We start from the raw sequence: 13,002 nt of genomic DNA, 5'->3' as shown, positions 1-13,002 counted from the left end.
GTTGTACCACAATAAACTACTGATGAATCAAGATACCTGCTTGGTTGATACGCTAGTTTTACGCCAGCTTTGAAGAATAATGTAAAAGGTAAAGTAGCTCATTAATTCCATTGCAAAACGTGTCAGGAACAACGGAAATCAACGGCCTCGCCACTGAACAGACATGCTAATCCTGATACAAACGCGGTAACCGCATCGGTAGATGTATAGGAGTGACTTTGATTACACATATCAGCCCACTTGGGTCTATGGATTTGTTGTCGCAGCTTGAAGTTGACATGCTAAAGCGTACAGCAAGCAGCGATTTATACCGTCTATTCCGCAACTGCTCCCTCGCCGTTCTTAACTCTGGCGCACAAACCGATAACAGCACCGAGCTTCTATCGCGATTTGAAAGTTTTGATATCAACGTATTACAACGCGAACGTGGCGTAAAATTGGAGCTGGTCAATCCACCTGAAGATGCTTTTGTTGATGGACAAATCATCCGCTCTCTACAGGCCAATCTGTTTGCCGTCCTGCGAGATATTTTGTTCGTTAACGGACAGATGAGCAGTAATGGCCGCTACCCACATCTCGATAGTAAAAATCCAGTTCATATTACGAACATGGTGTTCTCTATCTTGCGCAACGCCCGAGCGCTTCATGTGGGTGAAGAACCCAATATGATTGTGTGCTGGGGCGGACACTCGATTAACGAAATCGAGTATCTCTATGCTCGTAAAGTCGGCAATCAACTGGGACTGCGTGAATTAAACATCTGTACAGGCTGTGGGCCAGGCGCCATGGAAGCGCCAATGAAAGGTGCCGCCGTGGGTCACGCGCAGCAACGCTACAGAGATAGTCGCTTTATCGGTATGACAGAGCCATCCATCATCGCGGCTGAGCCACCAAATCCTTTGGTGAATGAACTGGTGATCATGCCAGATATCGAAAAACGTCTAGAAGCCTTTGTTCGCTTTGGTCATGGGATCATCATCTTCCCTGGCGGCGTAGGTACTGCGGAAGAATTACTCTATCTGCTCGGCATTTTGATGAATCCGGAGAACAAAGATCAGGTATTGCCGCTGATCCTGACCGGCCCAAAAGAGAGCGAAGATTACTTCCGCGTACTGGATGAATTCATCATGAGCACGCTAGGCGAAACTGCGCGTAAGCATTACACCATTATCATCGACGATCCGGCTGAAGTCGCCCGCCAGATGAAACGTGCGATGCCGAAGGTGAAGGAGAATCGTCGTCAAACCGGAGACTTCTACAGCTTCAACTGGTCGATAAAGATTGCTCCAGACTTACAGCTACCGTTTGAGCCAACGCACGCGAATATGGCCGATCTCAATCTGTATCCAGATCAACCTCCAGAGCAGCTAGCCGCATCGTTACGTCGAGCATTCTCAGGGATTGTGGCGGGTAATGTGAAAGAAATAGGCATCGCCGAAATTGAAAAACATGGCCCGTTTAAAATCCACGGTGACGCTAAGATGATGCAGCACATGGATCATCTGCTACAAGGCTTTGTCGCGCAGCATCGTATGAAACTGCCGGGAACCGCCTATGTACCTTGTTATGAGATTATCAAATAATCATCATTAACACTCTGGGCGGTGGAATGCCGCCCATTTTCTCTGTTCATCAGTAATTACCATGCAAATACACCTTCTGATCGTTGATGCCTTAAATCTCATTCGCCGCATTCATGCCGTTCAAGGCTCCCCCTGCGTTGTTGCCTGCCAGCACGCGTTACAGCAGCTATTGGCTCATAGCCAACCAACACATGCCGTAGCGGTTTTCGATGAGGACGATCGGGATAACAGTTGGCGTCATCAGGCATTACCCGATTACAAAGCGGGCCGCAGTGCTATGCCTGAAAACCTCGCAACGGAAATGCCAGCCATCCGTGAGGCCTTCGCTAAACTTGGCGTGCAGAGTTGGCACTCGGCTGGTAACGAAGCTGACGATCTCGCAGCGACTTTGGCTCATAAAATCGCGTTAACAGGGCATCAGGTCACTATTGTTTCGACGGATAAAGGTTATTGCCAATTATTAGCGCCTACGATTCAAATCCGCGACTATTTTCAAAAACGCTGGCTCGATTTACCTTTCGTAAAAAAAGAGTTTGGCGTGGAGCCCGAGCAGCTTACAGACTATTGGGGGCTAGCAGGGATCAGCAGCAGCAAGATATCAGGAATACCCGGTATAGGCCCTAAAGCAGCGGCTACGCTACTTAATGAGTTTGGTTCACTCTCTGCGATTTTTGAACAGATTGAAAACGTGCCAAGTAAATGGCGAAAAAAGCTGGAAGAACATCGCGAACAAGCCGAACTTTGCAAGAAAGTGGCCACGTTGCAAACTAACCTCACCATCAGCGGCAATTTGCAGCAACTGAGATTACCTTAAGTTATCACCTGCACATAAAGCAGTAGTTTTCAGCTCACCGAGCAAAAAGGAGCCTTTCGGCTCCTTTCGTGTATCAAAGAAATGCTGGATATATCACTTAACCGTTATGGCTATTCTTAAGCTGCATACGACGATTAAGTTCACGCTCATCCCGACGACCAGGAATGGCGCCCCAAATTCGGCGCACGTGTACCGTAATTTCTTCGCGATCATGATAGAGCTGCTTCGCTGCAATTTGCGCATTAATGCCATTATCTTTTAGCGTTTGCGCAAGTATCGCCAGATTTTGGCTCACTTCTTCATAACGCTTCTTCATAGGCAATTTAAGATTGAAGATCGCCTCACGGCACCAACCATTAACCAGCCAGTGCGCCATTAAGTTAGAAACCTTCGCGGGTTTCTCAACCATGTCACAGACCAGCCAATCAACGCCATTAGTGTGCGGTGGTTCGAATTTAAAACCATCGGCTTTATGATGTGTCACTTGACCGGTATCCATCAAGCTAGGTGCCATTGGGCCGTTGTCCACAGAATGCACCCACATGCTGCGCTTCACTAGCTGATAGGTCCAGCCCCCTGGACAGGCGCCCAAATCGACGGCTTTCATGCCTCCAGCTAGCCGCTCATCCCACTCATCGTGTGGAATAAATACGTGCAGCGCTTCTTCCAGCTTAAGCGTAGAACGGCTCGGCGCATCAGAGGGGAATTTCAAACGAGGAATTCCCATATAGAACGGCGAATTGTTGTTACTGTAGGAATACCCCACATAGCAACAGCCTGGCGCAATAAAGAACACATGTACCACAGGGCGATGCGCGTTTTCATTCTTCAATAAGATCTTTTGCTCACGCAGCGCAGCACGCAGCGGAACCGTAAACTTACGGCAGAACTTCATCAGCTCTTTACTTTCGTTGGTATCAGGCACTTCTACGCGCAGTTCGCCCGCACCTTCAACCACATTCATCAGCATGCCAACAATCGGCGACACGCGGTCATCGGTTGGCAGATCTTTCAGCAGTTCGCCCACTACAATCATCTGGCGAGCAAAAATCAGCTCGCGAAAAGGCAGATTCTTAGCAAGCTTATCGGCATCTTCGTGCTGATAGCATTCAAAAGTTACGTAACCACTATTCTCTTTAACTCTTGGAAAACCAAAAACTTCCAGAGCTGCAGCCTTCTCGGTAATTTCTGCTGCACATTCTTTTTCGAATCCTGGGCGGCAATATAAAGCTAATTTATTCATGGCGTTCCGCCCTTTTCCTCATGCGTAGAGCCCCAACAAGCATCAAGGCCCAACCGACTAAAAAGCAAACGCCGCCGATAGGCGTGATATACACCCACAATTTAAGATGCGACAGCGCAAGACAATAAAGACTTCCACAAAACAACACAGTGCCCAATGCTAATAAAGCGCTGCTCCAATAAAACCATAGGTTCTTACGACGCTGCATTAAGGCTGCCAACCCAAGAATTGCCAACGTGTGAATCCCCTGATACTGCAATCCTGTATGCAGCCAATCCATTTCCGCCACGCCTAAGGTGCGGCTCAATACATGAGCGCCAAATGCCCCAAGTGCGACAAAAACAAAACCGCTAATCGCGGCAAAAATCATCATTGAACGACTACTCATCCCGATTACCTTACATTAAGCCGCTGTACGCTGCTTTTAACTGCCTGCAAAAAATAACTAAGATTCATAACGAAAACGGAATTTTTCCTGCTCGCTGGCAGCACGAGCAAGGATCCATTGACGGAAGGCCGCAATTTTGCCGAGCTCCGCCTGACTATCCTGACAAACCAAATAGAACGAATTTTTGCTAATTAATACATCGTTAAATGGACAAACCAACCGGCCTGCCTCAATTTCAGTCTGTGCCATCACGTTATTGACCAACGCAATACCTTGGCCATGCACCGCAGCCTGAACGACCATAGCACTGTGGCTAAAGATCGGGCCTTGCTGAACATTAATATGCTGTAACCCTAATTGACGGGTGTAAGCCAACCAGTCTCGACGTGACGTATCATGCAGAAGTGTATGATAAGCCATATCGGCCGGATCTTTTAGCGGATGTTCGCTCAATAATAACTGTGGTGAACAAACTGGGAGCAAATATTCAGCATAGAGACGCTCTACGCGCAGCCCTGGCCAATGCCCGCGTCCATAAAAAATCGCGACATCGACGTCGTCAGCCAATTTACCTTCTTCACGATCTACAGCTTGAATACGCACGTCGATACCAGGATACGCCGTATTAAAACCTGAAAGGCGTGGCACAAGCCACTGAATAGCGAAGCTTGGCGGCAAGCTGACTGTCAATGCGCCTTTTGCACTGCGTGCCTGTAGTTTGCGCGTGGCTTCGTTAAGAGATGAGAAAATTTCTTTGATATCGAGGTAATAACTTTGGCCCTCTTCCGTTAGCAGTAACGAACGATTACGCCGGCGAAATAGCTTCAGCCCAAGGAAATCTTCCAATGATTTTATCTGATGACTGACCGCCGCCTGAGTAACAAACAGCTCCTCTGCAGCCTTGGTAAAGCTGAGATGTCGGGCTGCCGCATCAAACACGCGCAGTGAGTTTAGTGGTGGTAATCGTTTAGACATGGCTGGCCACTTTTTATCAAACGGTTGCAGATAATTAACCGTTTATTTACCCATTAGTTTTTTTTATCCGAGCCATTATAAATTGTCCGTTGAGGATAGGCCAGCAAATACCTATAGTGGCGCCACTTCCCGAGCCGGAACGAAAAAGTGTTTGTGGATTGAGTTCCTGAATGCTTTTGGCTTTGTGGTTGTGATGTTGTGTTTGCAAGTTGTCTGACGATTTCAGACATAGTAGCTCTGCTACTCTTTTTTTCACTTCCTGTACATTTACCCTGTCTGTCCATAGTGATTAGTAGCACCGCAAATTGCGGTGCTTTTTTTTAGCAAAAACGCCAGCCAAGGCCAGCGTTTTTTCTTGCTACGACGTTGATTTAGATAAATTTAATTAGTTACTCTCAGTCATTTCTTTTACGTCGTTACGGTTAATTTGCTGCTGATTGCCGTTAGCATCTTTGTAGCTAATCATTCCGGTTTCGTTATCCACCTGAGGTTTACCATCGCTCACAATGGTGCGACCATCGTTGGTGTGCATGACATAATTGCTTGAACACCCAGCCAGTACGAAGGTAAACATCACGGCGGATAAAACAGCACCTAATTTCTTCATGATTTACTCCTTGCAGTTTAAAATGCGCTACTAACGCTCTTTTTATCTCCGGCACATTCATTTGCCAGTAGTTAAAAGCATAACAAGCTATTTCAGCTTTGCCAGAAAACTGTCGGATTATTCAGATTAATCTTGCTGTACCATCATCTGGCTCAATAACAAAGCGGCCTGCAACGAGGAATTATTCCGCATGACATCCTTCGATTATTTAGCCTTTCGCGGCCACTTTCCTGCTCTCGCCACCAGCGATAGCCAGCAACACGCGGTGTATCTCGATAGCGCCGCCACCGCTCTCAAGCCTCAGACGTTGATAAATGCGAGTCAGGACTATTACGCTGGTAGTGCCGCTACCGTTCACCGCAGCCAGCATCAAGCGGCTCTCAGACTGACTCAGCGCTATGAGTCAGCACGTCAGTACGTTGCCGAACTACTGCATGCGCCAAGTGCCAATGACATCGTCTGGACCAAAGGTACCACCGAGGCGATTAATTTGGTGGCGCAGAGTTACCTACGCCCAATTCTACGTGCCGGTGACGAAATTTTGGTGAGCGAAGCTGAGCACCACGCGAATCTGATCCCCTGGCTGATGGTGGCTGAACAGTGCGATGCCAACGTCATCAAACTTCCCGTTAATGCGCAGGGTTTGCCGGACTTAAGCCTGTTACCCGCACTGCTTTCACCTCGCACGAAGCTAATGGCCTTAGGGCAAATGTCGAACGTTACCGGCGGCTGCCCCGATCTTACCTATGCGTTACAGCTCGCCCATCAGAATGGTACGCCGGTGATGATCGATGGAGCTCAAGGGGTGGTTCATCACCCACTGAACGTCAGCGAACTCGATGTTGATTTCTATGCTTTTTCTGCTCATAAAATGTATGGCCCGACGGGCGTCGGCGTGTTGTACGGAAAAACGGTATATCTCGAGCAGATGCACGCATGGCAAGGTGGCGGAAAAATGCTAACTAAAGCCGGATTTGAGGGCTTTACAGAGCAAAGAATTCCACACCGTTTCGAAGCAGGAACGCCAAATATCGCCGGAGTTATCGGATTTTCAGCGGTATTAGAGTGGCTACAGCAGTTTGATTTAAACGCCGCAGAAACCTACAGCGTAGCGCTAGCAGAAGACGCTGAACGGCAGCTTAGGCAGATAACCGGTTTTACCAGCTACCGCGCCCCAAATTCTGCGCTGCTCGCTTTCAATATTGAGGGAGTTCATCACAGCGATTTGGTCACGTTAGTGGCAGAGCAAGGTATCGCTCTTCGTGCAGGCCAGCACTGCGCTCAACCATTGATTCAAGCATTAGGCATCACGGGTTCCCTGCGCGCCTCGTTTGCGCCTTATAATCGGCCAGAAGACGTTACTGCATTAGTAAAAGCGGTAAACTACGCACTATCTATCTTGAACGACGAGGATCTCGCATGATCGCCCCACACTCTTTTGGCCGCATATTGACCCCAGATATGTTAATCGCACGTTTTGATGCGCTGAAGCTGTGGGAAGAACGCTACCGCCAAATCATTCTGCTGGCACGGGAATTACCACCACTGCCGCCAGAGTTGAAGCAACAAAAGACCGAACTGGCCGGCTGTGAAAATCAGGTATGGTTGGGCGGAGAGTTGCTTGAAGATGGGACGATGCACTACTACGGCGATAGCGATGGCCGAATTGTGAAAGGCCTGTTGGCTATATTACTGACCGGCGCTGAAGGCAAAACGCCACAGCAAATCATAGACAACGATCCGCTGACGCTATTCCAACAGCTTAATATTTTGGAACAGCTGAGCTCATCACGCGCCAGCGGTTTAAATTCGCTGGCAGCGGGTATCAAAAGTATCGCGAAAAACTATCTATAACGCGGCCTCACGCTCAGCTTTCGCTAACATCTTCTTAATCGCATGCGCGACGGCAACAAAACCAAACGTTGCCGTCACCATCGTGACCGAACCAAAACCTGAAGCACAATCCATCCGTTTTGGCCCTTCAGCCGTGCTACGCGAAGCACATACGCTTCCGTCAGGCTGTGGGTATACCAGCGGTTCCGTCGAAAATACGCAGTCAATTCCCAGCTTTCCTTTGCTGTTTTTCACCACGTTGAAATCATTCTTCAAGCGTTCACGCAGTTTAGCTGCCAAAGGATCCTGAATCGTTTTGGCAAGATCGGCAACTTCAATCCGCGTAGGATCAATCTGTCCACCTGCACCGCCGGTGGTGACTATCGGGATCTTAAATCGGCGGCAATAGGCCAAAAGAGCAGCTTTAGGACGTACGCTATCAATAGCATCAATGACATAGCTAAAACGACTATCAATCAGTTGATCAACATTATCTGGTGTAATGAAATCGTCGATACAGGTCACTTGGCACTCTGGGTTAATTTCTCGAATGCGCGCAGCCACCACTTCCGTTTTCGCCTGCCCAACATTGCTACGTAAAGCGTGGATCTGCCGATTGGTATTCGTCACGCAGACATCGTCCATATCGATCAACGTAATAGCACCAATCCCTGTGCGCGCTAACGCCTCTGCCGCCCACGATCCCACGCCACCAATACCGATAACGCATACGTGCGCCTGAGAGAAAACACCCAACGCATGCTGGCCATATAGACGAGCGATACCGCTAAAGCGCTGCAGATAAGCGTCGGAAAAAGATGCTGTCATTGGATTTATTACCTTAGAAATTCTTGATCCCCCCCTCTTTCTCGTTATCAGAGAAAGAGGGGGTCATTACGATAGATGATTTTATTACCGATTATACGCGCTGAACAGCGGTCCACCGCTTTGTGGCGTTTTCAGCACCCAGACACGGCCATAGTGATTATAGAAACCAGCCGCATGGCCTGCTTCTGGTCCAATACCTTGATAGATATCGAAGTGTTGTCCTTTGATCGCCCCGCCCACGTCCAGAGCCACCATCAAACGCATTTCATACTTTCCGGTAAATTTGCCTTGGTTATCCAATAGTGGCACTTCTGCCAGCAACGTAGACCCTGCCGGAATAAGCGAACGATCGGAAGCCACGGAGGCCTTAGCGACTAAAGGCACACCGCTCGCCCCTTTCACTGGCGCATACATTTCTGGCTTAAAGAACACGAAAGAAGGATTCTGTTCCAGCAGCTCACGAACCTCAGCCGCAGAATGATTATCAGCCCATTTACGAATTGCCTGCATCGACATCTCTTCGCGTGCAACTTCGCCACGGTCAATCAACACCTTCCCAATACTGCGATAGGCATGGCCGTTTTTGCCGGAATAACCAAAGAAAGTTAACGGACGGCCATCGCCGTAATCCACATAACCGCTCCCCTGCACTTCCATCATGAAATTATCCATAATCGAATTGCTATAACCGATTTCAAGATTTCGGTTATCTAATGCGCCGGAATAAATAGCAGAGCGCTCCGGTAAACGGCGGTTCTTACCTTTGCTCGGCATACGATAGAGCGGATACTGGAACTCGCCCTGACGCGTGTAGCGCGCTTCAATCACCGGCGTGTAATAGCCCGTGAACTGCACGTTACCAAAATTATCCATACCTTCCATCTGGTAGGCGTTCAACCCAAACTGGGAAAGCTGACGTGTATCGGCTCCCGCACGTAGCCAGTTAGTGACCGCTTGGAAAGTATCGTTGTTTCTATTATAGAGAGAAGGCGAAGCACGCTGGATTGCGGTGAGCTGATCGGAGAAATCCTTTCCGTTAACCGGTTTTCCTTTTGCGTTCGGCCTATTAACGAGCTCCAACGGATCGTTAATCTTCCCATCCTTATATTGCTGGCCTTTATCCGTTGGACGGGACGAACACCCCGCCAGCAACGCAACCAACAGTCCACCAACTACATATTGTCCCCAACGACCTTTCATCTCACGCTCTCTAGAAACCAAATAACCACCGCCGCACGATAACAAACCCGCCGCACGAAAGGAATTCTCCCCACTAAAAAAACGAGAAGTCGGCAACATCGATTAAAAATAGCCCTGCATGATTAAAAAACATGCATCAAATTGATAAATGAGTGATGTTTGTCAAAAAATTCTTGCATCAAATTCTATCGAGTGTATAGTTCGCCCTCATCGGACGCGGGGTGGAGCAGCCCGGTAGCTCGTCGGGCTCATAACCCGAAGGTCGTCAGTTCAAATCTGGCCCCCGCAACCAAACCGATGAAAAAGAAGTACATAGCAGTATATAAAAATAAAAGTAGTAACCGGACGCGGGGTGGAGCAGCCTGGTAGCTCGTCGGGCTCATAACCCGAAGGTCGTCAGTTCAAATCTGGCCCCCGCAACCAACTTCAACTTCATAGAAAGTTGACTTAAGAAAGAAAAAAAAAGAACGAAAGAAGAAAAAGCAGTATGTCGGACGCGGGGTGGAGCAGCCCGGTAGCTCGTCGGGCTCATAACCCGAAGGTCGTCAGTTCAAATCTGGCCCCCGCAACCAATTTTCATACTGAAGTAAATCAACACCTTAACGGGTGTTTTTTTATATCTAAAATTTGAGTAGTCAGCACTCCAATCTCGCTAGCATCGTGTACATTTCGCCGTAATATCAGACGAACGCCCCCTACCAATAGCGAACGTCTATCTCCTCGCCAACTCTCCACCATTGGCAAAATAAGCTTTAATGCCTGCCAAAATAGACTCTGCAACCTGTTGTTGGAACGCGCTAGTACGTAGCTTCCGCTCCTCCTCAACGTTACTGATAAATGCGGTTTCTACCAAGATAGAAGGGATATCCGGAGCCTTAAGCACTGCAAATCCAGCCTGTTCAACGCTGTTTTTATGCAGTTTGTTCACTCGTCCCATATTCTTGAGCACTTCTTTGCCGAACTTCAGACTGTCGTTGACCGTGGCTGTCTGCATCAAATCAAAAATAGTATGGTCAAGATACTGATCGCCACTGCGGCTTACACCACCAATTTCATCTGATTCGTTCTGCGTCTGCGCCAAGAATTTAGCGGCTGCACTGGTCGCACCTTTGGTTGAAAGTGCAAACACCGATGAGCCGCGCACCGAACGGCTAGTAAAAGCGTCTGCATGAATCGAAATGAACAAATCTGCGCGCTGTTTACGCGCTTTAGCCACGCGTACTTTAAGTGGGATAAACACATCTTCGTTACGCGTCATATAGACACGCATATTCGGCTGTTTCTTAATTAGCGCACTCAACCGGCGCGCAATTTTCAGCACAATATCTTTTTCGCGAGTTTTGTTTTTACCAATTGCACCGGGATCCTCACCACCGTGACCAGGATCTAGCATGATAACAATCGGTCTATCGCGCCCTGCTTTCCCTTTCTGTGGCCCCTCTGGCGGCAGGCTCTTGCCTAAATCACCTTTGTTATAATCTTCCAACAATGCGAGCAAAGGATCTGATTCTTCTGCCGCAGAACCTTTAGCTGGATAGAGATCAACAACTAAGCGATTGTTAAACTCAGCAAAAGGCGCAAGGGTAAACAGCTTAGGGCTGATTTCCTGCTTAAGTTCTAAAACCAGACGCACAGTATTTTTGTCAAACTGCCCTACGCGAGCCGTTTTCAAATAGGGATCGCCCGACTGTACCTGATGACTAATCCCTTTCAATACGCTATTAAGGTGAACACCTTCGATATCCACCACGATGCGATTAGGGTTAGTTAATGCAAACTGTTTATATTTCAGTGGAATTTTCGATTCCAACGTCACTCGAGTATAAGTTGACGATGGCCATACCCTCACAGCAATCACCTGTGCAGACGCAGCAAAACCTACCCGGCTTACGCTCAAAAACCAGGTAGCTGCAGCACCCTGCAACAAACGACGACGAGTCAGATTATGGTTCGAGTTTGTCATGCAATCCCAAATAAAATAGCCAAAAACAGCGGAGTAGAACGCTCCCGCACAAATTTTAGGGCAAAACTTTATCGAATCAGAGGGGAACTGTCATTAGAAAATGCTTAACGGAGTTTTACAGATGACGACGGTAATCTCGTTCATCACTTGAATTTACATAAAATTCACACTTGCCTTTATTCGCAATAAAGAATAAAAATACAGTTTTAGCGAATAAAAATTCAGAGGGTTTCATGAAGGAGCGCAGCACCGAACTGGTTCAGGGTTTTCGTCACTCAGTACCCTATATCAATACTCATCGCGGCAAGACATTCGTCATCATGCTAGGTGGAGAGGCGATTGAGCATGAAAACTTTGCCAATATCGTTAATGATATTGGGCTATTGCACAGCTTGGGTATCCGGCTCGTGGTTGTGTATGGCGCTCGCCCGCAGATCGATAGCAATCTGAATGAACATCATCATGAGCCTGTTTATCACAAACACACTCGAGTGACAGATTCGCGAACGTTGGAACTGGTTAAACAGGCAGCAGGTCAGTTGCAACTGGATATTACAGCGCGTCTGTCGATGAGTCTCAACAACACGCCACTGCAAGGCGCCCATATCAATGTGGTCAGCGGAAACTTCATTATTGCTCAGCCGCTTGGCGTGGATGATGGCGTAGACTATTGCCACAGCGGGCGTATTCGCCGGATCGATGAAGAAGCTATCCATCGTCAACTCGACAACGGTGCCATCGTGTTAATGGGGCCCGTAGCCGTTTCAGTTACCGGCGAAAGCTTCAACCTGACCTCAGAAGAGGTCGCCACTCAGCTCGCCATAAAGCTGAAAGCGGAAAAGCTCATTGGCTTTTGCTCTTCTCAGGGCGTGATCGACGAAGATGGCAGCATCATGTCAGAATTGCTGCCTAACGAAGCGCAAACACGCATCGAAAAACTGGAAGCGTCTGGCGATTATAACTCCGGCACCGTCCGTTTTCTGCGCGGTGCGGTTAAAGCCTGCCGTAGCGGAGTCGGTCGCAGTCATCTGATTAGTTATCAGGAAGATGGCGCTTTAGTGCAAGAGTTGTTCTCGCGCGACGGCATCGGCACGCAGATCGTCATGGAAAGCGCAGAGCAAATTCGCCGTGCTAATATCAACGATATCGGTGGCATTTTAGAACTCATCCGCCCGCTTGAGCAGCAAGGCATTTTGGTACGCCGCTCGCGCGAGCAGTTAGAGCGTGAAATCGATCAGTTCACGATCATTGAACGAGACAATCTCACCATTGCCTGCGCTGCACTCTATCCCTTCCCAGAAGAACGTATTGGTGAAATGGCATGTGTCGCCGTTCATCCTGACTATCGCAGTTCATCGCGAGGCGAAGCGCTACTTAAACGCGTCGCAGCGCAGGCACGGCAGATGGGACTGGAGAAACTCTTTGTGCTGACCACCCGCAGCATTCATTGGTTTCAGGAACGAGGCTTTACGCCTGCCGAAGTTGATGTTTTGCCACTACAAAAGCAAGAACTCTACAACTACCAGCGCCGCTCTAAGATCTTGCTCGCCGATCTATCCTAAAACACT

At 48.4% G+C, this 13,002-nt stretch carries 12 protein-coding genes and 3 tRNA genes; 8 read left to right on the top strand and 7 right to left on the bottom strand.

The features are described from left to right. The first annotated feature begins 218 nt into the window (after window positions 1–218). Together ppnN and xni are read left to right on the top strand one after the other, a co-directional pair. On the top strand, window positions 219–1,583 hold the full coding sequence (gene ppnN / locus M988_RS03995) for a nucleotide 5'-monophosphate nucleosidase PpnN (protein ID WP_008814526.1): 1,365 nt from the start codon (window positions 219–221) through the stop codon (window positions 1,581–1,583). Between the two features lie 61 nt (window positions 1,584–1,644). Then, window positions 1,645–2,397, top strand: coding sequence for a flap endonuclease Xni (xni, locus tag M988_RS03990; RefSeq protein WP_064572945.1), 753 nt, complete (start codon window positions 1,645–1,647; stop codon window positions 2,395–2,397). Window positions 2,398–2,494: 97 nt separating this feature from the next. On the opposite strand, the gene rlmM is transcribed toward xni, so the two are convergent. The 4 genes from rlmM to M988_RS03970 all read right to left on the bottom strand — a co-directional run bounded on the left by rlmM (window position 2,495) and on the right by M988_RS03970 (window position 5,610). Further along, complete coding sequence (rlmM, locus tag M988_RS03985; RefSeq protein ID WP_004094376.1) at window positions 2,495–3,640, bottom strand: 23S rRNA (cytidine(2498)-2'-O)-methyltransferase RlmM; 1,146 nt, start codon at window positions 3,638–3,640, stop codon at window positions 2,495–2,497. Beyond that, entirely contained in the window at window positions 3,633–4,028 is a 396-nt protein-coding gene (locus M988_RS03980; RefSeq protein WP_008814528.1) for a DUF423 domain-containing protein, read from the bottom strand. The genes rlmM and M988_RS03980 overlap by 8 nt, the downstream gene beginning before the upstream one ends. Before the next feature lie 57 nt (window positions 4,029–4,085). After that, window positions 4,086–5,003, bottom strand: a complete 918-nt coding sequence (locus M988_RS03975; RefSeq protein WP_008814529.1) for a transcriptional regulator GcvA — start codon at window positions 5,001–5,003, stop codon at window positions 4,086–4,088. Window positions 5,004–5,388: 385 nt separating this feature from the next. Further along, window positions 5,389–5,610 (bottom strand): YgdI/YgdR family lipoprotein, encoded by a 222-nt coding sequence (locus tag M988_RS03970; RefSeq protein ID WP_004094379.1) that lies wholly within the window; start codon window positions 5,608–5,610, stop codon window positions 5,389–5,391. Between the two features lie 190 nt (window positions 5,611–5,800). On the opposite strand from M988_RS03970, the gene csdA reads away from it, so the two are divergent. Both csdA and csdE read left to right on the top strand, forming a co-directional pair. Next, complete coding sequence (csdA, locus tag M988_RS03965) at window positions 5,801–7,033, top strand: cysteine desulfurase CsdA (RefSeq protein ID WP_064572943.1); 1,233 nt, start codon at window positions 5,801–5,803, stop codon at window positions 7,031–7,033. Beyond that, entirely contained in the window at window positions 7,030–7,464 is a 435-nt protein-coding gene (csdE, locus tag M988_RS03960; RefSeq protein ID WP_008814531.1) for a cysteine desulfurase sulfur acceptor subunit CsdE, read from the top strand. The genes csdA and csdE overlap by 4 nt, the downstream gene beginning before the upstream one ends. Here the strand turns inward: csdE and tcdA are convergent. Continuing rightward, a complete protein-coding gene (tcdA, locus tag M988_RS03955; RefSeq protein ID WP_008814532.1) occupies window positions 7,459–8,271 on the bottom strand; it encodes a tRNA cyclic N6-threonylcarbamoyladenosine(37) synthase TcdA in 813 nt (270 codons plus the stop codon). The two genes, csdE and tcdA, sit on opposite strands and share 6 nt — an antisense overlap. A gap of 84 nt (window positions 8,272–8,355) precedes the next feature. Next, window positions 8,356–9,471: a murein transglycosylase A gene (mltA, locus tag M988_RS03950; protein WP_020303582.1), complete on the bottom strand. Its 1,116-nt coding sequence runs from the start codon at window positions 9,469–9,471 to the stop codon at window positions 8,356–8,358. Between the two features lie 215 nt (window positions 9,472–9,686). Here mltA and M988_RS03945 point away from each other — a divergent pair. The 3 genes from M988_RS03945 to M988_RS03935 all read left to right on the top strand — a co-directional run bounded on the left by M988_RS03945 (window position 9,687) and on the right by M988_RS03935 (window position 10,043). After that, window positions 9,687–9,763 (top strand) — tRNA-Met (locus M988_RS03945). 54 nt (window positions 9,764–9,817) lie between these two features. Next, window positions 9,818–9,894, top strand: a tRNA-Met gene (locus M988_RS03940). Window positions 9,895–9,966: 72 nt separating this feature from the next. Next, window positions 9,967–10,043, top strand: a tRNA-Met gene (locus M988_RS03935). A 140-nt stretch (window positions 10,044–10,183) separates the two neighbouring features. Here M988_RS03935 and amiC read toward each other — a convergent pair. Continuing rightward, window positions 10,184–11,434, bottom strand: coding sequence for an N-acetylmuramoyl-L-alanine amidase AmiC (gene amiC, locus M988_RS03930; protein ID WP_008814534.1), 1,251 nt, complete (start codon window positions 11,432–11,434; stop codon window positions 10,184–10,186). Window positions 11,435–11,667: 233 nt separating this feature from the next. Between amiC and argA the strand changes: the two genes are divergently transcribed. Further along, window positions 11,668–12,996, top strand: coding sequence for an amino-acid N-acetyltransferase (gene argA, locus M988_RS03925; RefSeq protein WP_008814535.1), 1,329 nt, complete (start codon window positions 11,668–11,670; stop codon window positions 12,994–12,996). The last annotated feature ends 6 nt before the right edge of the window (window positions 12,997–13,002 follow it).

The organism is Hafnia paralvei ATCC 29927 (assembly GCF_001655005.1).
Taxonomy (GTDB): Bacteria; Pseudomonadota; Gammaproteobacteria; order Enterobacterales; family Enterobacteriaceae; genus Hafnia; species Hafnia paralvei.
The sequence above is the reverse complement of the archived record's forward strand: the minus strand, read 5'-3'. Positions and strand labels throughout refer to the sequence as shown.